The sequence below is a fragment of the Pseudomonas fluvialis genome (genome assembly GCF_002234375.1).
Classification (GTDB): domain Bacteria; phylum Pseudomonadota; class Gammaproteobacteria; order Pseudomonadales; family Pseudomonadaceae; genus Aquipseudomonas; species Aquipseudomonas fluvialis.
On record NZ_NMQV01000024.1, the window covers coordinates 78,188 to 101,447 of the forward strand.

Below are 23,260 nucleotides of genomic sequence, written 5' to 3' on the forward strand. Positions count from 1 at the left end.
GCATAACAAAAGTTGGCGCCTAAAAATTGTCGCAGAGCAATCTGCCATCATGAGCCGGAGGCTTGTTCGCGGCTACGGCGTTGTTCTTCGAGCAATTGCTGCGCGCCGCTCAGGCGCAGGCGCTCCTGTTCACTGAAGCGCTCTGCCGCCAGTTGCTCAATGGCTTCGGCACGCGCCTGTTCGCTCAGCCCCTGGTTGTCGAGGAGTGCCTGTTTGTCCTGGAGATACTGCTCTAGGCGGCTTTGCCATTCTTGGCGTTGCTGATCGAGTGCTTCTAGCCGTGCGGTGGCTTCGGCGCCGACCAGCTGTTGGCGAAGCTCGCGCAGTTGCCGACTATCACCGCCGGACTCTAGCAACAACTGGGTCTGCGTACGCAGCTCGCTGTGCAATTGTGGCAGCAGTCCTTCCTGCACGCTTTCCGGCAGCCCGGCGCGCAGTTCATCGATGGCCGCTGCGCGTTGCGCGGGACTCAGGCTGCTGTCGCGCTGAATGGCCATGCGTTGCAGGGTGAAATGATTGAGTCCTTCCTCGTTCTGGAAGAACGCCTGATGCCACTGTGGATCGAAGAGCCGTGCACGCAGGGCCTGTACCGCGCGCTCGCGTTGCAGCATGGCTTGCAGGTCAGGCAGTTGCGGCCAGTTGCCTTCCAGCTCAACCAGTTGCTGCTTGTACTGCAGGTACTGTTCAAGCACAGCCAGCGCCTGGCTGCGGGCAGGCTCATCGAGGCTGTCACGAATATAGTCACGCAAGCGTTGCAGCGTCACGGGCAGGCTGTCTTCACCCATGGCTGCCAGGAAATAGTCGAACAGCTGGCGAACGTCCTCGCCGGGTAGCAGGTTGCCGGCGGCATCCAGCGTGAACCCCCCGTCAATCTCCGTGCCACGGAACGACGCAGGCAATGCCTGGCGAGGTTTGGCTAGCGTCTGGCGCGGGCTATCGCTGGAGGGCTCGCTCAAGGCCAGCGCTGGCGTGGCGGTAGTCTGTGCAGACGAACTCGCAGGTGCTTCAGCCTGCGGCGTGGGGGAAGGCTGACGCCATTGCAGCCAGGTCAGTACCAGCACAAAGCTCAGCGGCGCCAACAGCAGGTATTTCTTCACGGGTGACTCCACAAACAACATGGCCAGCGGATGCGAACAGCCGCTGGCCATGGGGTTACAGATCGACTACTGACCTAGAGGCCGGCGTTCTTCAGGCGATTGGCCTGTTGCCGGTACACGGTGACCGGGCTGGTCTCGAACAGGCTGGTCAGGCCAATGAACTGGTTGACCTCGTCGAGGTGGTTCATCCGGTAGTTGTCACGGATGACCATGCCCAGGCGCGAGCTGCAACGGCCTACCAGGCCATCGTTTGCATCCTTGAAGGTCAGCGAGCTGACGCCCATTAACAGATCGCTTGGGTCGAGCACGTTGGTCAGCGGGCTGGTGCCACTCCACGAGTAGTAGCTCACGCCATTGACCTTGTAGGCCCCTTCGCCACAGGCGGTGGTCGGCAGGCCTTGCGGGAACTTGGCATTGAAGCGTGCCGCGCCTTCGCTGTTGAGCGACTCCAGGCTGCCCAGTGCATTCTGCGGGGTTGTGCTGGAGCTGCCGGAGAGGAAGTTGATCATCGCGCCGAGGCCATTGACGATCCCGGCCAGCAGGGTTTCACCCGCCGATCCCGGAGGTACCTGACGAATGAAATCGGCGGTATCGGAACCCTTGTGTGGTGCGCCGACGCTGGTAACAGAGGCGACCAGGTCCGGGCGAATGGCTGCCACATAGCGAATGGTCGGGCCGCCATGGCTGTGGCCGACCAGGTTGACCTTGCCCTTGCCGCTGATCGCGGCAATTTCCTCGACCTGGCGCAGCAGCTGTTCACCCCGGGCCTCGGAGGTATCCAGCTGGCTGACCTCGGTGATGTACACCTGGGCGCCGTCGCGACGCAGGGCCGACGGAATGCCATACCAGTAGTCGACACCCAGAATGCTGTCGAAACCCAGCATGCCGTGAGTCAGCACGATAGGGTACTTGGTTTTGGTGTAGCCACTGGAGCCAAACAGAAAGGCATGGCTCGGTGCGGAGGCCAACAGGCCGGCACCCAGGCAGAGGGCGAGCAGGGTCTTGTTCTTGTTCATCTGTGCTCTCGATTGAATAGGCAGAAAGGGCTTTCCCTGCGCCAGCTCGCGCACCGTCCTGGTGGCGTACGACTGCCAGCAAATAGCAGGAAACGTGCCATGGTTGGCAAAGGCTCTGCGACGGGCTGTACCTTCCGCAGATACAAGCCTTGAGGGGAGCTGGTGTTACCGATGGCAACCGCCGTATCGCGTGCGGTAGCAGAAGGCCGGATTTTTTGCTGAAAAGCAGCGGGCGCAGGGGTAAGATGGCTGCGCGCCGATTTAGTCAGCTACTTGCGGGGCGCCGCCGGCCCAGATTGCCGGTAACAAATTCCGCTAAAGCGCTGGCCCCGGTGTTGCCTCGCACCGCTGCCCAGCTGCAGCAACGAGGCGGAGTATCCAGCATGTCCCCACATCCCCGCATTTTGCGCCTGAGCGCGATCACCCAGGCTTGCCGTGCCGAGCTGCCACGCGTTCTCCTCAGCCCAGACCTGCAACTGGCCCAGCTGGCACAATGGAGTCGTGCCGTGTCGGCACCAAAGCTCGATAGCCTGGATAACTGGCAGCAACTGCTTGGCCAGCCGGATGATCACTATCACTTTGCCGCGGTACGCAGCACGGCGGCTCCAGGCGACTGGCTGGTGGAACTGTTGCGAGTGGCACGCCAGGGGGTGATCCTGCGGTGTGTCGATCAGTCCCGGTAGAAGACCTGGATCAGGTGATAGCCGAAGCTGCTTTTTACCGGGCCATGCACCTCGCGCAGAGCCTTTTTGAAGATCACCTGATCCACCGCACGGACCATTTGCCCAGGGCGAACTTCGCCCAGGTCGCCACCGCGCTTGCCGGACGGACATAATGAGTATTTGCGCGCCAGCATGTCGAAGGCTTCGCCAGCGGCGATGCGTTTTTTCAAGGCGGCTGCTTCAGCTTCCGTCTTGAGCAGGATGTGGCGTGCCATTGCCTTGGCCATGGAGGGACTCTCGTAATGGTCAAAAGGCTATTTTGCCTGCGCACGCGCGCATTTGCTCAGTCGCGTAGCGCAGGCAGATCACGGAACAACTCCAGCGCCTGTGGATTGGCCAGGGCGTCGGTATTTTTCACAGGTTGGCCGTGTACTACGTTGCGCACCGCCAGCTCGACAATCTTGCCGCTGATGGTGCGCGGGATGTCGGCGACCTGGACGATCTTCGCCGGCACATGGCGCGGCGTGGTGTTACTGCGGATCACCTGGCGGATCGCGGCCTGCAGCGCGTCATCCAGCACGACACCTTCGCGTAGACGGACGAACAGCACCACGCGCACGTCTCCGTCCCAGTCCTGGCCGATGGCGATGGACTCCAGCACCTGCGGCACCTTTTCCACCTGGCGGTAGATCTCGGCAGTGCCGATGCGCACGCCGCCGGGGTTGAGCACGGCGTCGGAGCGACCGTGGATGACCAGGCCGCCGTGTTTGGTGATCTCGGCATAGTCGCCATGGGCCCAGATGCCGGGGAAGCTGGCGAAGTAGGCCGCGTGGAATTTCTCGCCTGCCGCATCGTTCCAGAAGCCCACTGGCATCGACGGGAAGTGGCGGGCGCAGACCAACTCGCCTTTTTCGCCGGTCACCGGACGGCCTTCATCGCTCCATACCTGCACGTCCATGCCCAGGCCCTTGCACTGCAGCTCGCCGCGCCATACCGGCAACACCGGGTTGCCGAGGGCGAAGCAGGAGACGATGTCGGTGCCGCCGGAGATGGAGGACAGGCAGAGGTCGGCCTTGATGTCGCGGTAGACGTACTCGAAGCTCTCGTGGGCCAGCGGCGAGCCGGTTGAGAGGATGGCCTTCAGGTGGCTCAGCTTGTGCGTTTCGCGCGGTTTGGCGCCGGCTTTTTCCAGCGCCGCGATGAATTTGGCGCTGGTGCCGAAGAGGGAGATATTCTCGGCGTCGATCAGGTCGATCAGACGTTCGGTCGAGGGGTGGAAGGGCGAGCCGTCGAACAGCACCAGGCTGGCGCCCAGCGCCAACCCTGAGATCAGCCAGTTCCACATCATCCAGCCGCAGGTGGTGTAGTAGAACAGGGTGTCGTCGGCCGTCAGGTCGGTGTGCAGGCCCAGTTCCTTGACGTGTTGCAGCAGGGTGCCACCGACACCATGGACGATGCACTTGGGCACGCCCGTGGTGCCGCTGGAATAGAGGATGTACAGCGGCTGCTCGAAGGACACCGGGGTGAACTGCGGTTCACCACCGGCTTGGTAGAAGTCCTGCCACAGGCTGACGCGAGCGGCGCTGCGGAAGTCGCCTGCCCTGGCCGCCGGGTTGGAGTAGGGCACCACCACCAGTTGCTGCAGCGAGGGCAGGCGTTCGAGGATTTCGTTGAGTTTGCCGGTCAGGTTGAGGTTCTTGCCGGCGTAGCGATAGCCGGCGGCGGCGATCAGCACAGTGGGTTCGATCTGGCCGAAGCGGTCGATCACGCCCTGGGTGCCGAAGTCCGGTGAGCAGGACGACCAGGTGGCGCCTAGGCTGGCGGTGGCGAGCATGCCGACCACGGTCTGCCAGGTATTGGGCATAAAGGCGGCCACGCGGTCACCCACGCCAACACCGGCGGCCCTGAGGCTCTGCTGCAAACCGGCGACATGCGCGGCCAGTTCGGCGTAGGAGAGCTGCTCGCGCGAACCGTCCTCGCCAATGGCAATCAGCGCCGGATGCGCGTCGCGGCGGCGTAGCAGGTGCTCGGCGAAGTTCAGCGTGGCGCCGGGGAACCAGTGCGCGCTGGGCATGGCTGGGCCTTCGCGCAGAACCGCCTCGGGCTGCTGGGTAAAACGCACTTCGAAGAAATCGACGATGGCCTGCCAGAACGCCGCGCGCTGCTCGACGCTCCAGGCGTGCAGGGCGGGGTAGTCGGCCAGCTGGAGGGCGTGGCGTTGGTTGACGAAGCGGCGGAACGCATCCATGCGGCTGGCAGCAATGCGTTCGGCGGACGGAGCCCAGAGCGGGGTGTGCATGCTCAGACTCCCTGACAGCCGAGGCGGGCGCGGGCCACGCGTGAGCCGTTGGGCTTGCCGAGCACGTCGCAGATGCGCTGGCCGGCGGCGATCAGTTGCTCCATGTCGATGCCGGTGTGGATGCCCAGGCCATTAAGCAGGTAAAGCACGTCCTCGGTGGCAACGTTGCCGGTGGCGCCCTTGGCGTACGGGCAGCCGCCCAGACCTGCGACAGAACTGTCGAATACGGCGATGCCTTCCAGCAGGCTGGCGTAGATATTAGCCAGCGCCTGGCCGTAGGTGTCGTGGAAGTGCCCGGCGAGCTTCGCGCGCGGGATATCACGACCGACCACGTCGAACAGGCGGCGAGTCTGCCCGGCGGTGCCAGTGCCGATGGTGTCGCCCAGCGAGACTTCGTAGCAGCCCATGGCCAGCAGCTCGCGGGCTACCGGAGCGACCTGCTCGGGTGCGATTTCGCCCTCATAGGGGCAGCCAAGCACGCAGGAGACATAGCCGCGCACGCTTATGCCGTGGGCCTTGGCCGCGTCCATTACTGGGACGAAGCGCTCCAGACTCTCGGCGATGGAGCAGTTGATGTTGCGCTGGGAGAAAGCCTCGGAGGCCGCGGCGAACACTGCCACTTCCTTCACCCCAGCCTCGACGGCAGCCTCGAAGCCCTTGAGGTTGGGCGTCAGCGCGCCATACACCACGCCCGGCTTACGCTGGATGCCGGCGAACACCTCGGCGCTGCCGGCCATCTGTGGCACCCACTTGGGCGAGACGAAGCTGCCCACCTCGATGTAGCCCAGACCGGCGGCGCTTAGGTCGTTGGTCAGGCGTACTTTGTCGGCCACGCTGATCGGCTGTTTCTCATTCTGCAGGCCGTCGCGCGGGCCGACTTCAACCAGGCGGACATGTTGCGGCAGGTTCATTGTGTTCTCTCTCGCTTCGTAGGTGGCCCTCAGGCCTCTTCCAGCTCTACCAGGGCGGCGCCTTCGCCGACCATGTCGCCCTCGGCGCAGTACAGTGCCTTGACCGTGCCGGCATGCGGCGCGCGGATGCTGTGCTCCATCTTCATGGCCTCCAGCACCACCAGGGCGGTGCCGGCTGCCACGGCCTGGCCGGCTTCGACCAGCACGCGGACGATACTGCCGTTCATCGGGGCCGTCAGCCCGCCGTGCTGGGCGTGGCTGGCCTCGGCCTCGGCGATCAGGTCGGCACGGCGTACCTCATGCAGGCGCCCCTGCCATTCCAGATAGAGCGCATCGCCCTGGCGAATTGCCCGGTGCGCGCGGCGCAGGCCATCCTGCTCGGTCCACAGCTGCTCGCCCAGCAGGCGCGATTGCGCGGGGCCTCGCAGGTGCACGGTGTGGCACTGCTCGCCGCTGCGCAGGTGCACATCGGTTTCCGCGCTCAGGCCGGAGCGCCAACCGCTGCTGGTAGCCCAGGGCGAGTGATAGTCCTCATGGCTACGGCGCGGCGCCTCGCTGTGCAGCCAGGCCTCGCTGGCCAGTTGCCAGAACTCGGCGGGTAGCTCGATGGTGGCCGGCAGCAGCTGTTGCTGGTGGCGGGCGATAAAACCGGTGTCCAGCTCGGCAGCGGCGAAGGCCGGATGGGCCAGCACGCGGCGCAGGAACGGCAGGTTGCTGGCGAAACCACCCACGGCGGTCTCTTCCAGCATGGCCAGCAGGCGCTGGCGGGCCTGCTCGCGGTCCTCGCCCCAGGCGACCAGCTTGGCCAGCATCGGGTCGTAGAAGGGCGAGACGGTATCGCCCTCGGCCACGCCGCTATCCACCCGGCAGCCTTCACCGGCAGCCGGTTCGCGATACAGCTTGAGGTCGCCGGAGGCGGGCAGGAAGTCGTTATCGGTGTCCTCGGCGTACAGGCGCACTTCAATGGCGTGGCCATTGAGCGGCACCTGATCCTGGCTGATCGGCAGCGCTTCGCCACGGGCCACGCGAATCTGCCAGGCCACCAGGTCGAGGCCAGTGATTGCCTCGGTGACCGGGTGCTCCACCTGTAGTCTGGTGTTCATTTCCATAAAGAAGAACTGGCCGCGGGCATCCAGCAGGAACTCGACGGTGCCGGCGCCCACATAGCCGATGGCCTGGGCGGCCTTGACCGCCGCCTCGCCCATGGCGCGGCGCAGCTCGGGGCTCAGGCCCGGCGCCGGGGCTTCTTCGACCACCTTCTGGTGGCGGCGCTGGATCGAGCAGTCGCGCTCGTTGAGGTACAGGCAGTTGCCGTGGCTGTCGGCGAACACCTGGATCTCCACGTGGCGCGGCTGCAGCACGTATTTCTCCACCAGCATGCGCGAGTCGCCGAAGGCCGACTGGGCTTCGCGCTGGGCGGATTCCAGGGTTTCGGCCAATTCGCTCTCGCGCTCGACCACCTTCATGCCCTTGCCACCGCCACCGGCGGCGGCCTTGAGCAATACGGGGTAGCCGATGCGTTCGGCGGCTGCGCGGAAGGTTTCCACGTCCTGGGCTTCGCCGTGATATCCGGGCACCAGGGGCACGCCGGCATCTTCCATCAGCGCCTTGGCCGCGGACTTGCTGCCCATGGCGTCGATGGCGGAGGCGGGCGGACCTAGGAACACCAGTCCGGCGGCCTCGATGGCGCGGGCGAAGCCGGCGTTCTCGGAGAGGAAGCCGTAGCCCGGGTGGATGGCCTGGGCGCCGCTGGCCTTGGCCGCGGCGATGATCTTGTCGATCAGCAGGTAGCTGTCGGCCGGCTTGGCGCCGCCGAGGTTCACCGCCATGTCGGCCTCGCGCACATGCCGTGCATGGGTATCGATGGCGCTGTGCACGGCCACGGTCTGCAGGCCGAGGGCCTTGGCGGTGCGCATCACCCGGCAGGCGATTTCGCCGCGGTTGGCCACCAGCAGGGTGTCGATGTGCGTGTGGCTCATGCTTGCGGCTCCTGCCGGAGGTTTGAACGTTTATCCAGCGCTTTGCCGAGCAAGGTGTGCAGGGAGGAAATCATCATGCTTATTGCTCCTGCCAGGCGGGCGTGCGTTTTTCCAGGAAGGCGTTGAGCCCCTCCTGGCCTTCGGGGCTGACACGGATGCGCGCGATGGCGTTTTCGGTATAGCGGCGCAGGTTGGGCGTGAGCACACCACTGGCCACTTCGCGCAGCAGGTCCTTGCTGGCCTGCATGGCTTGCGGGCTGTTGAGCAACAGGTTGTCCACCCAGGCTTCGACCTGGGCATCCAGCTCGGCGGCCGGGTAGGCCTCCGCCAGCAAGCCCAGCTCGCGGGCGCGGTTGCCGGAGAAGCGTTCGGCGGTCAGCGCGTAGCGGCGTGCGGCGCGCTCGCCCAGGGCCTGGACCACGAAGGGGCTGATCACCGCCGGGGCCAGGCCGATGCGCACTTCGGACAGCGAGAACAGCGCGTCTTCCGCGCCAATGGCCATATCGCAGCAGCTCACCAGACCTACCGCACCGCCGAAGACCGCGCCCTGGACCACGGCCAGGGTCGGAATCTTCAGGGCGTTGAGGTTGTACATCAGCTCGGCCAGCTCGCGGGCATCATTCAGGTTGGCGTTGTAGTCGAGCTTGGCCGAGGCCTGCATCCAGGCCAGGTCGGCGCCGGCGGAGAAGTGCTTGCCGCGGCCGCGCAGCAGCAGGAAGCGCAAGGTCTTGTCGGCGGCGATCGCGTCGATGGCGAGGATCAGCTCGCGGATCATCTCGGCGTTGAAGGCGTTGTTCTTCTCGGCACGGTTTAGCCACAGGGTGGCGAAGCCCCGTGCGGAACGTTCAAGTTCAATAGTCTGAAATGGGGGGGTGTGCATATTCGATTTCCTGCAGACGAAGGCCTGCGGCCCTTGGCTTGAGGCTGGAGGGCTGGACGTCAAGCCTCCAGCCGCCCTCCAGCGCTGTTCTCGTTGTTCGTTACATTCTGAACACGCCGAACTGGGTCGGCTCGATGGGCGCATTGAGGCTGGCGGACAGCGCCAGGCCGAGCACGTCGCGGGTCTGCGCCGGGTCGATCACGCCGTCGTCCCACAGGCGGGCGCTGGAGTAGTAGGCGTGGGCCTGCTGTTCATACTGGGCAACGATGGGCTGCTTGATACGCGCTTCTTCTTCATCGCTGAACGGGTGACCAGCGCGGGCGGCCTGCTCGCGCTTGACCTGCACCAGCACGCCGGCAGCCTGTTCGGCACCCATTACGCCGATCCGCGCGTTGGGCCACATCCATAGGAAACGCGGCTCAAAGGCGCGGCCGCACATGCCGTAGTTACCGGCGCCGAAGCTGCCGCCGATGATCACGGTGAACTTCGGCACCTTGGCGCAGGCCACGGCGGTGACCAGCTTGGCGCCGTGCTTGGCGATGCCGCCTTCCTCGTACTTCTTGCCGACCATGAAACCGGTGATGTTCTGCAGGAACAGCAACGGGATGCCGCGCCGGCAGGCCAGTTCGATGAAGTGCGCGCCTTTCTGCGCCGCCTCCGCAAACAAAATGCCGTTGTTGGCGAGGATCGCCACCGGGTAGCCGTGGACGTGGGCGAAGCCGCAGATCAGGGTGGTGCCGAACAGCGCCTTGAATTCATCGAACTCGCTGCCATCGACCACCCGCGCAATCACCTCGCGCACATCGAAGGGCTGCTTGGCGTCCGCCGGGATCACCCCGTACAGTTCGTCCGCCGCGTGGAGCGGGGCGATGGGCGTGCGAGCCTGCAACTGACCGAGCTTGTGCCAGTTTAGGTTGGCGATGCAGCGGCGGGCGAGGGCCAGGGCGTGCTCGTCGTTTTCCGCGTAGTGGTCGGCCACGCCGCTGGTCTTGCAGTGCACATCGGCGCCGCCCAGTTCCTCGGCGGTCACCACCTCGCCAGTGGCGGCCTTCACCAGCGGCGGGCCGGCCAGGAAGATGGTGGCCTGGTTGCGCACCATGATGGTCTCGTCGCTCATCGCCGGCACATAGGCGCCGCCAGCGGTGCAGGAGCCCATGACCACGGCGATCTGCGGGATGCCCTGGGCGCTCATGTTGGCCTGGTTGAAGAAAATGCGGCCGAAGTGCTCGCGGTCGGGGAACACCTCTTCCTGGCGCGGCAGGTTGGCGCCGCCGGAGTCCACCAGGTAGATGCATGGCAGGCGGTTCTGCTGGGCGATGGTCTGGGCGCGCAGGTGCTTTTTCACGGTCAGCGGGTAGTAGCTGCCGCCTTTCACCGTGGCGTCGTTGGCGATGATCATGCACTCGACGCCTTCGACGCGGCCGATACCGGCGACCACGCCGGCGGCCGGTACGTCTTCGCCGTACACCTCGTGGGCGGCCAGCTGGCCGACTTCGAGGAAGGGCGAGCCGATGTCGAGCAGACGGTTGATGCGCTCGCGTGGCAGCAGCTTGCCGCGCGAAGTGTGACGTTCCTGGGCCTTGGCGCCGCCGCCTTCATGGATGCGGGCGAGCAGGGCGCGCAGGTCGTTGACCTGGGCGAGCATGGCTGCGCTATTGGCGGCAAACTCCGCCGAGCGGGTATTGATCTGGGTATGCAGGATGGTCATAAACCCCTCGAAACAGCGCTATAGGCTGGAGGCTGGACGAGGGCTGTGGCTGCTTTCCGTCGAGCCTTCAGCCTCGAGCCTCCAGCGGCTTTATTTGGTCTCGTTGAACAGCTCGCGGCCGATCAGCATGCGCCTGATTTCGCTGGTGCCGGCGCCGATCTCGTAGAGCTTGGCGTCACGCAGCAGGCGGCCGGCCGGGTATTCGTTGGTGTAGCCGTTACCGCCCAGCAGCTGGATGGTGTCGAGGGCCATCTTGGTGGCCATTTCTGCGGTGTAGAGGATCACCGCGGCGGCGTCCTTGCGCGATTCCTCGCCGCGGTCGCAGGCCTTGGCCACGGTGTACAGGTAGGACTTGGAGGCGTTCATGCCGGCGTACATGTCGGCCAGCTTGCCCTGCACCAGCTGGAACTCGCCGATGGACTGTTTGAACTGCTGGCGCTCGTGCACATACGGCAGCACCACATCCATACAGGCCGTCATGATCCCGGTGGGGCCGCCGGAGAGCACGGTGCGCTCGTAGTCGAGGCCGCTCATCAGCACCGCCACGCCACGGCCGACCCCGCCGAGAATGTTCTCTTCAGGTACTTCGCAGTCCTCGAATACCAGCTCGCAGGTGTTGGAACCGCGCATGCCCAGCTTGTCGAGCTTCTGGTGGCGGGAGAAACCCTTGAAGTCGCGTTCGACGATGAAGGCAGTGATGCCCTTGGAACCGGCGTTGAGGTCGGTCTTGGCGTAGATCACGTAGGTGTGGGCATCCGGGCCGTTGGTGATCCACATCTTGTTGCCATTGAGCACATAGCGGTCGCCGCGCTTCTCGGCGCGCAGCTTCATCGACACCACGTCGGAGCCGGCATTCGGCTCGCTCATGGCCAGCGCGCCGATGTGCTCGCCGGAGCACAGCTTGGGCAGGTATTTCTGCTTCTGCGCCTCGCTGCCGTTCTTGCGGATCTGGTTGACGCACAGGTTGGAGTGGGCGCCGTAGGACAGGCCGACCGAGGCCGAGGCGCGGCTGATCTCTTCCATGGCCACCACGTGGGCCAGATAGCCCATGTTGCTGCCACCGTATTCCTCTTCCACGGTCATGCCGAGCAGGCCCATGTCGCCGAACTTGCGCCACATGTCCATGGGGAACTCGTTGTCGCGGTCGATCTGCGCCGCACGTGGGGCCAGCTCGGCCTGGGCGAACTGGTGCACCGAGTCGCGCAGCATGTCGATGGTCTCGCCGAGGCCGAAGTTGAGGGTTGGGTAGCGCATGGTTCCACCTTTCATTGTATTTGTTAGCTTTGGTAGATAAGTGCTTGTCAGGCTTGAGTTTGTTCTAACGCGGCGATGCAGCGCTCCTCGGCCGTGTCGAGTTCCAGTTGCATCTGCTGGATGTCCAGTAGTTGCTGTTGCAGCTGGGCGCGCCGCTCGGCGATCTTCTCCATGAACGTATCCAGCTGCTTGCGGTTGCCGCCGGCCGGGTCGTACAGCTCGATCAGTTCCTTGCATTCGGCCAGGGAAAAGCCGATGCGTTTGCCACGCAGAATGAGCTTAAGCGCCACGCGGTCCTTGGCTGAGTAGATACGTTCCTGGCCGCGTCGCTCCGGAGCGAGCATGCCTTGCTCCTCATAGAAACGAATGGCCCGCGTGGTGATATCCAACTCACGGGCCAGGTCGGAGATGCTGTAGTAGATTTTCGACATATAAGCATTCATTGTATGGATTGACGTTAACGTAAGCGTAATTGACGTTAACGTCAATCTGCGGTGCCCTGATAACCAGCCGTGCGGGATGCTGCGCTTTTTGTTAAAGCCAGGATGGTCAAGCCTGCCAGCCTTGTTTAGTCTCTGCGTTTTCGACCGGGAAGGAGTGGACCATGAGGCGTCTTGCCTGGCTTGGCTTACTGCTCGCTCCGCTGTGCATGGCCGGTGAATCGCGGGTCTACCTGCTGGCCAATGTGGAGTTGGGCGGAACCACTTACGGACAAAGCGTGTTGCTCCACGAGGCAGACATCACGCGCCTGGAGGACTGTGAGTCCGTGCGCCTGCAGAGCCTGCGTGACAAGGACTGGGGGCGCTATCACCATGTCTTCCAGCGCCACAAGGCCAAGGGTTTCACGGTGCAGATCAGCTACCGCTGCGTGCTCAGCGAGCAGGCCTTCGAGGCTTGGCATGACCGTGATCGCTACGACCATACCTATTTGTTCCTTGTCGATGGCGAACAGCGCCTGCGCGTGGAGAAAACCGCCAATATGGCGCGCTGTACGACTACCCTGGCCAGCCTGCGTTTGCCGGCTGGTACACAGGCGCACTGCGCCAAGTCCAACCAGCGCCTGCTGGTTCCCTGACCCACCTGCCCAAGAGGTTCAAGCAATACCCGCCATGACCGAGCGCGCCCATCCCCTGCGTATCTGTATTTTGGAAACCGACGACCTGCGACCGGAGTTCGTCGAGCAATACCGAGGCTATGGCTGCATGTTCGAGCAGCTGTTTGCCCATCAGCCGATTCCGGCCCGCTTCGAGATTTTCAATGTGGTCGCCGGGCATTATCCCGACGAGCAGCAGCACTATGACGCCTATCTGGTTACCGGCAGCAAGGCCGATTCTTTCGGTAGCGATCCGTGGATTCAGGTGCTCAAGGACTATCTGCTGAAACGCTACGCGGCCGGCGACAAACTGCTTGGCATCTGCTTCGGCCATCAGTTGCTGGCCCTGCTCCTGGGGGGCAAGGCTGAGCGGGCCAGTCAGGGCTGGGGGCTGGGTAACCATGTCTATCAGCTGCATGAGCAAGCCGAGTGGATGCAGCCGGCCCTTCCGGAACTACACCTGCTGATCAGTCACCAGGACCAGGTGACCGAATTGCCGCCGCAGGCCACGCGCCTGGCCAGCAGCGACTTTTGTGCCAACGCCGCCTACCGGATTGGTGACCAGGTGCTGTGTTTCCAGGGCCACCCGGAGTTCGTCGCTGACTATTCCCGCGCGCTGATGGAGGTGCGCCAACAGCAGTTCGCCGAACCTGTGTACAGGCGTGCCCGGGAAAGTCTCGAGCGTGAGCATCACGGCAAGACGGTAGGCGAGTGGATGATGCGTTTCGTCGCCAACGCGCGGCGTAGCGCCTGAGATGAACAACGGGCGCCACACAGGCGCCCGTTGTTTAGTCAGCCCTTTGCCAACTGCAACTGGTTATCCAGGCGGGTAATGCAGGCCTGCATCTGCTCACGGCAGCGTTCGATCAGCGCGGGCAGGTCGTCCATGCTCAGTCCGCTGGTGGGAATGGCTGGCAAGGATTCAATACGAATGCGCCCGCCCAGCCAGCGGTTGAGGCTGAGTTTGCCGGCATAGGTACTGACGCATACCGGAATGATCGGCACCCCGGCGGCGATGGCCATCTGGAAGGCACCCTTCTTGAAGGGCAACAGGCCTTTGCCGAGGTTGCGCGTGCCTTCGCAGAACACCCAGATCGAGGTGTCCTGATGTTGCAGTGTTTCGGTGGTGGTGAGCATGGCCTGCTTGGCCTGACGGGCGTTGCCGCGATCGATCAGCACGTTGCCGGCCAGCCAGTAGAGCTGGCCGAAAAAAGGCACCCACTTGAGGCTTTTCTTGCCGATGCTCACGGTGCGTTTCGGGACCACCTTGCCCAGCACGTAGAGGTCGTAGTTGGACTGGTGGTTGGCGACGATCACACAGGAACGCTGATGATCGCGCAGCCCTTCGGTGGCGGTATCCACCTTGATATTCAGTAGGCGCAAGGCTGGCCAGGAATACAGGCGCGCGCACAGGCGGCTGTTGTCCGGGTTGAACGGACGGCACAGGCCGAGAATCAGGCCGAGCGTGCCGGCGATCAGAAAGTGTATGCCCATCATCGACATACGCAGGGTAAACAGCATGGATATTCGCCCAAATGGCAGGAAAAGGGCGCGCAGTGTACGGGTGTGCGCTGAGCACGGCAATTGATGCCGATCATGCCGGCCGTGCAGACCTGCGCCGCCGGTCAGGAACAGGTATGCTCCCGGCCGTATGCCAATAGCGTTTGGGAGTGAATTGCCATGGCCTTTGATTTCGACCTGTTTGTCATCGGTGCCGGTTCCGGCGGCGTGCGCGCAGCGCGCTTTGCTGCCGGTTTTGGCGCGCGCGTGGCGGTAGCCGAAAGCCGCTACCTGGGCGGCACCTGTGTCAATGTTGGCTGTGTGCCAAAAAAGCTCATGGTGTACAGCGCGCACCTGCACGAAGATCTCGGCCTGGCGGCGAGTTTCGGCTGGCAGGTCGAGCAGGCGCGTTTCGACTGGGCGACGCTGATCGGCAACAAGGATCGTGAAATCCAGCGTCTCAATGGCATCTACCGCAACCTGCTGGTGAACAGTGGCGTGCAGTTGCTCGAAGGGCACGCACGGCTGGTCGATGCCCACCATGTCGACGTGGCCGGCATACGCTACAGCGCCGAGCACATCCTGATTGCCGTGGGCGGCTGGCCGCAGCGCCCGGACATCCCGGGTATCGAACATGCCACCGACTCCAACCAGGTGTTCCATCTTTCGGAGCAGCCACGCCGCGTGCTGGTAGTCGGCGGCGGCTATATCGCCGTGGAGTTCGCCTCGATTTTCCATGGCCTGGGTAGCCAGACCAGCCTGCTGTATCGCGGTGATCTGTTCCTGCGCGGCTTCGATCAGGCGGTACGCCTGCACCTGCGGGATGAGCTGAGCCGCAAGGGCATCGACCTGCAATTCAACAGCGATATCCAGCGCATCGAACGGCAGGCCGACGGCTCGCTGCTGGCCAGCCTGGCCGATGGCCGACAAGTCAGCGCCGACTGCATCTTCTACGCCACCGGGCGGCGCCCGATGCTCGACAACCTGGGGTTGGAGCAGGTGGACGTGACGCTGGATGAGCGGGGCTTCATCCAGGTCAATGACCGCTACGAAACCAGTACCCCGTCGATCCTGGCGATTGGCGACGTGATCGGTCGTGTCCAGCTTACGCCCGTGGCATTGGCCGAAGGTATGGCAGTGGCACGCCGTCTGTTCCAGGCGCAGAGCTATCGCCCAGTGGATTACCAATTGATCCCCACCGCAGTATTCAGTCTGCCGAACATCGGCACGGTAGGTCTCAGTGAAGAACAGGCACGTGCCGCCGGCTATTCGGTAAAAGTCTTCGAAAGTCGCTTTCGCGCCATGAAACTGAGCCTCAGCGATTGCCAGGAGCGCACGCTGATGAAGCTGGTGGTGGATGCCGAGACTGACCGCGTGCTGGGCTGCCATATGGTTGGCGCCGAGGCCGGGGAGATGCTGCAGGGGATCGCCGTGGCGCTCAAGGCCGGGGCAACCAAGCAGGTGTTCGATGAAACCATCGGCATCCACCCGACGGCCGCCGAGGAGTTTGTTACCATGCGCACCCCGTTGTAAGGCCTGCCTGGCATGAGTATCGAACAACTTTTCTACCTGTCCGACCTGTTTGGCGTGGCGGTATTCGCCATTACCGGCGCTCTGATGGCCGGGCGCAAGTCCATGGACCTGTTTGGTGTGCTGGTCATTGCCATCATCACCGCGCTGGGCGGCGGTACGCTGCGCGACCTGATCCTCGACAATCACCCCGTCAGCTGGATTCGCAACGACCTGTATATCCTGGTGGCGTCGCTGTCGGCAGTGGGCACGGTGCTCTGGGTGCGTCTGACCCGGCCCATCCATGAGAGCGGTCTGCTGCTTGCCGACGCCTTCGGGCTGGCGGTGTTCACGGTGATCGGCACGGAAGTGGCCCTGCAGAATCAGGTGCCGAACAGCACCGCGGTGATCATGGGGGTGATGACCGGCGTGGCGGGCGGGGTGATGCGCGACGTGATCTGCAACGAGATTCCGCTGATCTTCAAGAAGGAAATCTATGCCACGGCCTGTATTGCCGGCTCGCTGACCTTCATCCTGTTGCGTGATCTGGGCACGCCGCACTGGCTGGATACCGGCATCGCCATGCTGGTGGTGCTGCTGACCCGCGTAGCGGCGCTGCGCTGGGGCCTGGCGCTGCCGCGTTTCCATCTGCTCGACCGGGATTGAGCATGCTGCTGCGTCTTGACCATCTGGTACTCACCGTCAGCGACCTGTCGCGTAGCCTGGCTTTCTACCAAGAGGTATTGGGCATGCGTCATGAGCTATTTGGCGAGGGACGCCATGCGTTGTGCTTTGGCCAGCAGAAGATCAACCTGCATCTGCACGGACATGAGTTCGAGCCCAAGGCTGCTGCTGTTCAGGTGGGCTCGGCCGATCTGTGTTTGATCACCGACTGGTCGCTGGCCACGTTGCAAGAACACCTGGCGGCTCTGCAAGTGCCGGTGGAGCAGGGGCCGGTATTGCGTACCGGCGCCCTGGGGCCTATCGAGTCGCTGTACCTCCGCGACCCTGACGGCAATTTGCTGGAAATCAGTCGCTACCTCTGAGCAGGCGAACGCTCAGTGGTGCGCGGCGCTGCTACCTTCCTGCACCTGAACTTCCACCTCGATGCTGCCAGCTTTCTCGAACTGCAGGGTCAGCGGGAAGCGGTCGCCGGCCTGCAGCGGCTGGTTGAGCTGGAAAAGCATCACGTGGTAGCCGCCCGGCGAGAACTCCACCTGCGCGCCGGCTGCCACGTCCACGGCGGGCACATGCACCATCTTCATCAGGCCGTTTTCATGCACATGGTTGTGCAGTTCGCTCTTGCCGGCGCGCGGCGTGCTGACGGCCACCAGACGATCCGCGCTGTTACCCCGGTTTTCCACCAGGAAGTAAGCGGCGCCCGCCGGAGCATTCGGCGGCATGGCGCGTGACCAGGGATGATCGATGTGCAGGTCGGCCAACTGATAGTCGTGTGCCTGCGCGAGGGGCAGGGCCAGCAGGGAGAGCAGGGGCAGGGCGTACTTGAGCATGATGACTCCGCAGGGTGGGGAAGCTGCCGGCTAGCATAAGCTGCACCGAGCGGACTGTCTTGTGCTGGATCAATGCCGGCGAGGCTGGTCGGCATCGCCGGGCTGTGCTTCACTGAGCACTCAATTCCTACCAGCGCACAAGGAGATTTCCATGTCCCAGGTTACCCTCAAAGGCACCCCGTTTGCCGTCCTCGGCCAGTTTCCCCAAGTAGGCGAGACCGCCAAGGATTTCCGTCTGGTCAACGGCGACCTGACGGATGTCGGCTTGCAGGACTTTGCCGGCCAGCGCAAGGTCCTGAATATCTTCCCCAGCGTGGATACGCCGACCTGTGCAACCTCCGTGCGTACCTTCAACGCTCAGGCCGCCAGCCTGGCCAATACCGTGGTGCTGTGCATTTCTGCCGATCTGCCGTTCGCCCAGAAGCGCTTTTGCGCCGCCGAGGGGCTGGATAAGGTAGTCAACCTGTCAACCCTGCGTGGTGCAGCCTTCCTCACGGATTATGGCGTGGCCCTGGCCAGCGGCCCACTGGCCGGTCTGGCTGCCCGTGCGGTGGTGGTGCTGGACGAAAACAACCGCGTGCTGCACGCCGAGCTGGTCAGCGAGATTGCCAATGAGCCGGACTATGCCGCGGCATTGGCAGCCCTGCAGTAAGTCTGGCTAGTCCAGCCAGGCCTGTGCCAGGGCGATCAGCAGCAGATAGCGCGCGCCCTTGGCCAGGCTGACCAGCAGCAGGAACACCACGAGTCGCTCGCGCAGCAGGCCGGCGACCAGAGTCAGCGGATCGCCCAGCACCGGCATCCAGCTGAGCAACAGGCTCCAGCGTCCATAGCGGCGGTACCAGGCCTGGGCCTGTTGCAGGCGCTGCTCGCTGGGTTGCCACCAGGCCTGGTTGACGCGTGGTTGCAGCAGCAACAGGCCCAGCCACCAGTTGACCAGCGAACCCAGCACGTTACCCAGCGTGGCAACCAGCCAAAGCAGCCAGGGCGTCTGCTGGCCGGCGTGCAGCAACGCCAGCAATACGGCTTCCGATTGCGCGGGAAACAGCGTGGCGGCGAGCAGCGCACTGAAGAACAGGCCCAGATAGGCCGACACGGATGTCACACACAGCACTCCGGGCGGATGATAGGGCGACGATCATAGACAGCCTGCAGAAACCGGGCGAGTGCTTATTGTCGATGCGTCTTGCTGAGGAAGCATTGGCATGACAGACAGTCCGGGGCGTTCAATAATACTAATTTAACATAATGCACATTATGCGAAATTACATAACGCATCAGCAGGAAGGTCAATGCCGCGATTCTGCGGCATCTATTCCACTATGCCAGGCTGTCAACGAACACCTAGCGTGCATCATCCGGCGTGTTCGACCAATCGCCGCCCAAGGCCACGGTAAGTTTTACGCTGCTGATCAACAAACTGCCTTGCAAGCCGATCAGCGTGCGCTCGGTTTGCAGTGCGGTGTTTTGCGCGCTGATTACGTTCAGGTAGTCGACGGTACCGGCGCGGTACTGGTTTTCTGCCAGGCGCAAGGCATCGCGGGCGGCGTCCAGGGCTTGTTGACGTAGCTGGATTTCACGCTGCAAGGCGTCCTGTAGCACCAACTGGTCTTCGACCTCGGCAATCGCCTGCAAGACCTGTTGCCGGTAATCCGCCACGGTCTGTTCGTACTGCGCACGCGCCTGTTCGACGCGTGAACGCAACAAGCCGCCGTCGAACAGGCTGAGCGCCAGCTGCGGGCCGAGTGACCAGGCCCGATTGGGTGCACTGATCCAGTCGCCCAGCTGGCTGCTGCGATAGCCGGCACTGGCACTGAGGCGAAAATCCGGGAAATACGCCGCTTCGGCCACACCGATTTGCGCGTTGGCGGCCATCACCCGGCGCTCCGCGGCTGCCACATCGGGGCGGCGTTCCAGTAAGGCCGAAGGCAGCTCGGCACGCAAGGCCGGCAGGCTGGGCAGTTCACGGCGCCCGCTGAGTTGCAGCTGGCCGGGTGTCTGGCCCAGCAAAACGGCGATGGCGTGGCGCAATTGGGCGATTTGCCCATCCAGCTCAACGGCCTGCGCCTGGGTGTTGCGCAGCTGGGTGATGGCCTGGCTGACATCCGCGCGACTGACCAGTCCTGCCTGGTAGCGGCTTTCGCTCATCTGCAAGGCCCGCTGGTAAGCCTTGGCCGTCTCTTCGAGCAGATCGCGCTGGCGCAGTTGGCTGCGCAGTTGCAGATAATTCTGCGCCAGTTCACTTTGCAGACTCAGGCGCAAGGCGGCCAGTTCTGCCGCGCTGGCCTGGGCGCTGCTGTCGGCGGCTTGCAGTTCGCGGCGCACCTTGCCCCACAGATCGACTTCCCAGCTGATCGCCAGGTTGGCGTCGTAGCTTTTGCTGTGCAGCGCCGCACTGCCCTGCCCTTGTCCGCTGCGTTGCATGCCGGCGCCCAGATCCAGGTTGGGGAGCAAGCCAGCCCGTGCGCCACCGGCCAGGGCTCGCGCCTGGCGGTATTGCGCTTCGGCACTGGCCAGACGCAGGTTGTCGGTTTCGAGCTGAGTGAGCAGGCGGTCCAGTTCGGCGTCGGCATAACCCTGCCACCAGCGGCCTGCGCCAGATGTATCGGCTGGCGTGGCGGTTTTCCAGCCGGGCATGGCCAGGTAATGCGCGGCCTGCGGCGTGGCCGGGCGCTGGTAGTCCGGGCCGATGGCACAGCCGGCCAGCAATACGCTGGTGAACAGAAACAGAGACGGCAATGCATTCATGACAAGCTTTCCACACGGGACAGGGAACGACCGCGCAAGCGCAGGCGCTCCAGGCTGAGATAGACCACCGGAGTGGTGAACAGGGTCAACAACTGGCTGAGCAGCAGCCCGCCAATCACCGCCAGGCCCAGCGGCTGGCGCATTTCCGCGCCTTCCATGCCGCCGACCAGCAGCGGCACGGCACCCAGCACCGCGGCCAGGGTGGTCATCAGGATCGGCCGCAGGCGTAACAGGCAGCTCTGGCGGATGGCCTGCAGTGGGTCGAGGCCCTGTTCGCGCTCCAGTTGCAGGGCCAGGTCGATCATCAGGATGGCGTTTTTCATGACGATGCCGATCAGCAGGAACAAACCGAGCAGCGAGATCAGGCTGAACTGCCCGCCACTCAGCTCGATGGCCAGCAAGGCACCCAGGCCGGCCGAGGGCAAGGTGGAGAGAATGGTCAGCGGGTGCAGGTAGCTTTCATAGAGGATGCCCAGCAGCAGGTAGACCAGCAGCAAGGCGCCCAGCAGCATCAGTGGCTGGCTTTGCTGGGCCTGCTGGAATTGCTGGCCGCTGCCGCCCAGGCTGCCCTGGATTTCCCCAGGCAGGCCGATGGCCGCCATGGCCCGGTCGATGGCGCGTACCGCCTGGTCGAGGCTCACGCCTTCGGCCAGGTCGAAGTTGATGTTTTCCACGGCAAACTGGCCGTCATGGGTGACCCGGTCGTCGGCCAGGCTGCGCTCGAAGCGGGAAAAAGCCGCCAGCGGCACACGCCGGCCATCGCTGGCGATCAGGTGGATCTGCTTGAGTACCTGCGGCGACTGCGCGTAACGCGGGTCGACCTCGAGCACCACCTTGTACTGGTTGAGGCTGGCATAGATGGTGGAAATCTGCCGCTGGCTGAAGGCGTTGTTGAGCAAGGCGCTGACTTCGTCCATCTGCAGGCCGAGGCGGCGGGCCGCCACCCGGTCGATGACCAGGCGTACCTGCTCCGCGCCGCTGCCGTCATTGGCGTCGATGGCGGTGAGTTCCGGCAGGCTGCGCAACGCCTCGGCCACACTGCGCCGCCACTGGCGCAACAGCTGCAAGTCGCTGGACAGCAGCTTGTACTCGTATTGCGAGCTGCTGCCCTGGCGGCCACCGAAGAACATCAGGTCCTGATCGGGCATCAGCATCAGCCGCCCGCCCGGCACCAGCGGCAGATTGCGGCGCAGCCGCGCCACCACCTGCTCCGCCGAGTCACGCTCAGCCATGGGTTTGAGCCGCACGATCATGAAGGCGTTGTTGCTGGCCCCGTCGCCGCCGATGAAGCCGGCGACGCTGTGCACCGCGGGATCTTCCAGCACGGCGCGGCGGAAGATTTCCATCTTCGGCTGCATGACCTGGAACGACAGCCCGTCGTCGCCGCGAATGAAGCCGGCCAGCTGGCCGGTGTCCTGCATGGGCAGCAAGGTCTTGGGCACCTGGATGTACAGCGCCACGCTCAGGCCGATGGCCAGTAACAGGCTGGCCAGCATCAGCGCCGGGCGCGCCAGAGCCCAGTCCAGGCCACGCTGGTAGCCGGCCAGTAGCCGCTGGTTGGCGCGCTGGCTGAATGCGACGAGGCCACTGCCCTGCTCCGCCGGCTCGGCCTTCAGCCAGCGGGCGCAGAGCATTGGGGTCAGCGTCAGCGATACCAGCAGGGAAATCAGGATGGCCACGGCCAGGGTGATGGAGAACTCGTGGAACAGCTGGCTGGCCAGTCCGCCCATGAACAGGATGGCGACAAAGATCACCACCAGCGACAGGTTCATCGCCAGCAGGGTGAAACCAACCTCGCGGGTGCCTTGCAGCGCAGCCGGCAACGGCGGCATGCCCTGGTCGATATGCCGGGCGATGTTTTCCAGCACCACGATGGCGTCGTCCACCACCAGCCCGGCGGCGATGATCAGCGCCATCAGCGTCAGGTTGTTCAGGGAAAAGCCGGCCAGATACATCACCGCAAAGGTGCCGACCAGGGAAACCGGCACGGCCAGCGCGGGAATCAATGCCCGGCGCGCGCGGCCGAGAAACAGCCAGACCAGGAGGATGACCAGGCCCACGGCGATCAGCAGGGTACGTTCGGCCTCGGCCAGGGTGGCGCGGATCACCGGCGAACGGTCCATGGCGACGTCCAGTTCGACACTGCTCGGCAACACCGCTCGCAACAGCGGCAACTGCGCCTTGATGTCATCGATGGTCTGGATGATGTTGGCGCCGGCCTGGCGGTTGATCACCAGCAGCACGGCTTCCTGATCATTGAAGAAACCACTGTTGTAGCGGTTCTCCACGCTGTCTTCGACTTGAGCCACATCGGCCAGGCGCAGGATGGCGCCATCGCGCTGGCGGATCACCAGATCGCGGTATTGCGCGGCGTGGCTCAACTGTTCGTTGGCCTGCACCTGCCAGTGGCGCTGGGCATCCTCCACCTGCCCCTTGGGCCGGCGCAGGTTGGCGCTGGCGATGGCGGCCCGCACTTCGTCCAGCGCCAGGCCGTAGTGTTCCAGTTGCTGCGGTTGCAACTGCACGCGCACTGCCGGCAGCGAACTGCCGCCGATCTGCACCTCGCCGACGCCCTGCACCTGCGCCAGGCGCTGGCCGAGCAGGCTGTCGGCCAGGTCGTAGAGCTGGCTCTTGCTCAACTGTGGCGAGGTCAGCGCAATCACCATGATCGGCGCCTGCGAAGGGTTGATCTTGCGATAGCTGGGCGGGCTGCGCATGCCACTGGGCAGGAGCTTCTGCGCGGCATTGATGGCGCCCTGCACTTCACGGGCGGCGGCGTTGATATCGCGGCCCAGCTCGAACTGCAGGATGATCCGCGTGCTGCCCTGGCCGCTGCGGCTGTTCATCGAACTGACCCCGGCGATGCTGCCCAGCGCGCGTTCCAGTGGTGCGGCCACGGTGGTGGCCATCACCTCCGGGCTGGCACCGGGCAGGCTGGCCTGCACAGTGATGGTCGGGAAGTCCATGTCCGGCAGCGGCGCCACCGGCAGCAGGCGGTAACTCAGCGCGCCGACCAGCAGCAAGGCCAGGCTGAGCAGCAGCGTCGCCACCGGACGCTGGATAAAGGGCGCGGACAGGTTCATCGCGGGCAGCGCC

General features: G+C 64.1%; 22 protein-coding genes. 7 read left to right on the forward strand and 15 right to left on the reverse strand.

The window, feature by feature from the left end:
• Positions 1-47 precede the first annotated feature (47 nt).
• Positions 48-1,097: a lipase secretion chaperone gene (locus CFY91_RS13155; protein WP_093986932.1), complete on the reverse strand. Its 1,050-nt coding sequence runs from the start codon at positions 1,095-1,097 to the stop codon at positions 48-50.
• Positions 1,098-1,171: 74 nt separating this feature from the next.
• Positions 1,172-2,113 (reverse strand): triacylglycerol lipase, encoded by a 942-nt coding sequence (locus CFY91_RS13160; protein ID WP_093986829.1) that lies wholly within the window; start codon positions 2,111-2,113, stop codon positions 1,172-1,174.
• Between the two features lie 383 nt (positions 2,114-2,496).
• On the opposite strand from CFY91_RS13160, the gene CFY91_RS13165 reads away from it, so the two are divergent.
• A complete protein-coding gene (locus CFY91_RS13165; RefSeq protein WP_093986830.1) occupies positions 2,497-2,796 on the forward strand; it encodes a hypothetical protein in 300 nt (99 codons plus the stop codon).
• Here the strand turns inward: CFY91_RS13165 and CFY91_RS13170 are convergent.
• The 8 genes from CFY91_RS13170 to CFY91_RS13205 all read right to left on the reverse strand — a co-directional run bounded on the left by CFY91_RS13170 (position 2,784) and on the right by CFY91_RS13205 (position 12,237).
• Positions 2,784-3,062, reverse strand: a complete 279-nt coding sequence (locus tag CFY91_RS13170) for a peptidylprolyl isomerase (RefSeq protein ID WP_093986831.1) — start codon at positions 3,060-3,062, stop codon at positions 2,784-2,786. The two genes, CFY91_RS13165 and CFY91_RS13170, sit on opposite strands and share 13 nt — an antisense overlap.
• A 56-nt stretch (positions 3,063-3,118) precedes the next feature.
• Entirely contained in the window at positions 3,119-5,074 is a 1,956-nt protein-coding gene (locus CFY91_RS13175; protein ID WP_093986832.1) for an acetoacetate--CoA ligase, read from the reverse strand.
• Positions 5,075-5,076: 2 nt separating this feature from the next.
• Positions 5,077-5,985, reverse strand: coding sequence for a hydroxymethylglutaryl-CoA lyase (locus tag CFY91_RS13180; protein WP_093986833.1), 909 nt, complete (start codon positions 5,983-5,985; stop codon positions 5,077-5,079).
• A 29-nt stretch (positions 5,986-6,014) separates the two neighbouring features.
• Positions 6,015-7,964, reverse strand: coding sequence for an acetyl-CoA carboxylase biotin carboxylase subunit (locus tag CFY91_RS13185; protein ID WP_093986834.1), 1,950 nt, complete (start codon positions 7,962-7,964; stop codon positions 6,015-6,017).
• A 79-nt stretch (positions 7,965-8,043) separates the two neighbouring features.
• Positions 8,044-8,844: a gamma-carboxygeranoyl-CoA hydratase gene (locus CFY91_RS13190; RefSeq protein ID WP_093986835.1), complete on the reverse strand. Its 801-nt coding sequence runs from the start codon at positions 8,842-8,844 to the stop codon at positions 8,044-8,046.
• A 100-nt stretch (positions 8,845-8,944) separates the two neighbouring features.
• Positions 8,945-10,552: a carboxyl transferase domain-containing protein gene (locus CFY91_RS13195; protein WP_093986836.1), complete on the reverse strand. Its 1,608-nt coding sequence runs from the start codon at positions 10,550-10,552 to the stop codon at positions 8,945-8,947.
• 90 nt (positions 10,553-10,642) lie between these two features.
• On the reverse strand, positions 10,643-11,806 hold the full coding sequence (locus tag CFY91_RS13200; RefSeq protein ID WP_093986837.1) for an isovaleryl-CoA dehydrogenase: 1,164 nt from the start codon (positions 11,804-11,806) through the stop codon (positions 10,643-10,645).
• Between the two features lie 47 nt (positions 11,807-11,853).
• Positions 11,854-12,237, reverse strand: a complete 384-nt coding sequence (locus CFY91_RS13205; RefSeq protein ID WP_093986838.1) for a MerR family transcriptional regulator — start codon at positions 12,235-12,237, stop codon at positions 11,854-11,856.
• Between the two features lie 173 nt (positions 12,238-12,410).
• Between CFY91_RS13205 and CFY91_RS13210 the strand changes: the two genes are divergently transcribed.
• Together CFY91_RS13210 and CFY91_RS13215 are read left to right on the forward strand one after the other, a co-directional pair.
• Positions 12,411-12,881, forward strand: coding sequence for a hypothetical protein (locus CFY91_RS13210; RefSeq protein ID WP_093986839.1), 471 nt, complete (start codon positions 12,411-12,413; stop codon positions 12,879-12,881).
• A 34-nt stretch (positions 12,882-12,915) separates the two neighbouring features.
• Positions 12,916-13,653: an amidotransferase gene (locus CFY91_RS13215; protein WP_093986840.1), complete on the forward strand. Its 738-nt coding sequence runs from the start codon at positions 12,916-12,918 to the stop codon at positions 13,651-13,653.
• A gap of 38 nt (positions 13,654-13,691) precedes the next feature.
• Here the strand turns inward: CFY91_RS13215 and CFY91_RS13220 are convergent, their stop codons facing one another.
• The gene (locus CFY91_RS13220; protein WP_093986841.1) at positions 13,692-14,420 is read right to left on the reverse strand and encodes a 1-acylglycerol-3-phosphate O-acyltransferase; all 729 of its coding nucleotides are present in this window, start codon (positions 14,418-14,420) and stop codon (positions 13,692-13,694) included.
• A 159-nt stretch (positions 14,421-14,579) separates the two neighbouring features.
• Between CFY91_RS13220 and gorA the strand changes: the two genes are divergently transcribed.
• Genes gorA through CFY91_RS13235 form a run of 3 tightly spaced genes read left to right on the forward strand, consistent with a single transcriptional unit; the run spans position 14,580 to position 16,954 of the window.
• Entirely contained in the window at positions 14,580-15,932 is a 1,353-nt protein-coding gene (gorA, locus tag CFY91_RS13225) for a glutathione-disulfide reductase (protein WP_093986842.1), read from the forward strand.
• A gap of 18 nt (positions 15,933-15,950) precedes the next feature.
• Positions 15,951-16,574 (forward strand): trimeric intracellular cation channel family protein, encoded by a 624-nt coding sequence (locus tag CFY91_RS13230; RefSeq protein ID WP_093986933.1) that lies wholly within the window; start codon positions 15,951-15,953, stop codon positions 16,572-16,574.
• Between the two features lie 2 nt (positions 16,575-16,576).
• On the forward strand, positions 16,577-16,954 hold the full coding sequence (locus CFY91_RS13235; protein ID WP_093986843.1) for a VOC family protein: 378 nt from the start codon (positions 16,577-16,579) through the stop codon (positions 16,952-16,954).
• A 12-nt stretch (positions 16,955-16,966) separates the two neighbouring features.
• Here the strand turns inward: CFY91_RS13235 and CFY91_RS13240 are convergent, their stop codons facing one another.
• Entirely contained in the window at positions 16,967-17,419 is a 453-nt protein-coding gene (locus tag CFY91_RS13240) for a copper chaperone PCu(A)C (RefSeq protein WP_093986844.1), read from the reverse strand.
• A gap of 151 nt (positions 17,420-17,570) precedes the next feature.
• Here CFY91_RS13240 and tpx point away from each other — a divergent pair, with 151 nt between their 5' ends.
• Positions 17,571-18,071, forward strand: a complete 501-nt coding sequence (tpx, locus tag CFY91_RS13245; RefSeq protein WP_093986845.1) for a thiol peroxidase — start codon at positions 17,571-17,573, stop codon at positions 18,069-18,071.
• Between the two features lie 6 nt (positions 18,072-18,077).
• On the opposite strand, the gene CFY91_RS13250 is transcribed toward tpx, so the two are convergent.
• The 3 genes from CFY91_RS13250 to CFY91_RS13260 all read right to left on the reverse strand — a co-directional run bounded on the left by CFY91_RS13250 (position 18,078) and on the right by CFY91_RS13260 (position 23,247).
• A complete protein-coding gene (locus tag CFY91_RS13250; protein WP_093986846.1) occupies positions 18,078-18,521 on the reverse strand; it encodes a YqaA family protein in 444 nt (147 codons plus the stop codon).
• 239 nt (positions 18,522-18,760) lie between these two features.
• Positions 18,761-20,164 (reverse strand): efflux transporter outer membrane subunit, encoded by a 1,404-nt coding sequence (locus tag CFY91_RS13255; protein ID WP_093986847.1) that lies wholly within the window; start codon positions 20,162-20,164, stop codon positions 18,761-18,763.
• Entirely contained in the window at positions 20,161-23,247 is a 3,087-nt protein-coding gene (locus tag CFY91_RS13260) for an efflux RND transporter permease subunit (protein ID WP_093986934.1), read from the reverse strand. Before CFY91_RS13260 ends, CFY91_RS13255 begins: the two co-directional genes overlap by 4 nt.
• Positions 23,248-23,260: the final 13 nt, after the last annotated feature.

Coding starts and splice junctions, on each gene's coding strand:
- CFY91_RS13160 (WP_093986829.1), bottom strand. CDS start 2,113: ATGAACAAGAACAAGACCCTGCTCGCCCTCTGCCTGGGTGCCGGCCTG.
- CFY91_RS13165 (WP_093986830.1), top strand. CDS start 2,497: ATGTCCCCACATCCCCGCATTTTGCGCCTGAGCGCGATCACCCAGGCT.
- CFY91_RS13170 (WP_093986831.1), bottom strand. CDS start 3,062: ATGGCCAAGGCAATGGCACGCCACATCCTGCTCAAGACGGAAGCTGAA.
- CFY91_RS13175 (WP_093986832.1), bottom strand. CDS start 5,074: ATGCACACCCCGCTCTGGGCTCCGTCCGCCGAACGCATTGCTGCCAGC.
- CFY91_RS13180 (WP_093986833.1), bottom strand. CDS start 5,985: ATGAACCTGCCGCAACATGTCCGCCTGGTTGAAGTCGGCCCGCGCGAC.
- CFY91_RS13185 (WP_093986834.1), bottom strand. CDS start 7,964: ATGAGCCACACGCACATCGACACCCTGCTGGTGGCCAACCGCGGCGAA.
- CFY91_RS13190 (WP_093986835.1), bottom strand. CDS start 8,844: ATGCACACCCCCCCATTTCAGACTATTGAACTTGAACGTTCCGCACGG.
- CFY91_RS13195 (WP_093986836.1), bottom strand. CDS start 10,552: ATGACCATCCTGCATACCCAGATCAATACCCGCTCGGCGGAGTTTGCC.
- CFY91_RS13200 (WP_093986837.1), bottom strand. CDS start 11,806: ATGCGCTACCCAACCCTCAACTTCGGCCTCGGCGAGACCATCGACATG.
- CFY91_RS13205 (WP_093986838.1), bottom strand. CDS start 12,237: ATGTCGAAAATCTACTACAGCATCTCCGACCTGGCCCGTGAGTTGGAT.
- CFY91_RS13210 (WP_093986839.1), top strand. CDS start 12,411: ATGAGGCGTCTTGCCTGGCTTGGCTTACTGCTCGCTCCGCTGTGCATG.
- CFY91_RS13215 (WP_093986840.1), top strand. CDS start 12,916: ATGACCGAGCGCGCCCATCCCCTGCGTATCTGTATTTTGGAAACCGAC.
- CFY91_RS13220 (WP_093986841.1), bottom strand. CDS start 14,420: ATGCTGTTTACCCTGCGTATGTCGATGATGGGCATACACTTTCTGATC.
- gorA (WP_093986842.1), top strand. CDS start 14,580: ATGGCCTTTGATTTCGACCTGTTTGTCATCGGTGCCGGTTCCGGCGGC.
- CFY91_RS13235 (WP_093986843.1), top strand. CDS start 16,577: ATGCTGCTGCGTCTTGACCATCTGGTACTCACCGTCAGCGACCTGTCG.
- CFY91_RS13240 (WP_093986844.1), bottom strand. CDS start 17,419: ATGCTCAAGTACGCCCTGCCCCTGCTCTCCCTGCTGGCCCTGCCCCTC.
- tpx (WP_093986845.1), top strand. CDS start 17,571: ATGTCCCAGGTTACCCTCAAAGGCACCCCGTTTGCCGTCCTCGGCCAG.
- CFY91_RS13255 (WP_093986847.1), bottom strand. CDS start 20,164: ATGAATGCATTGCCGTCTCTGTTTCTGTTCACCAGCGTATTGCTGGCC.
- CFY91_RS13260 (WP_093986934.1), bottom strand. CDS start 23,247: ATGAACCTGTCCGCGCCCTTTATCCAGCGTCCGGTGGCGACGCTGCTG.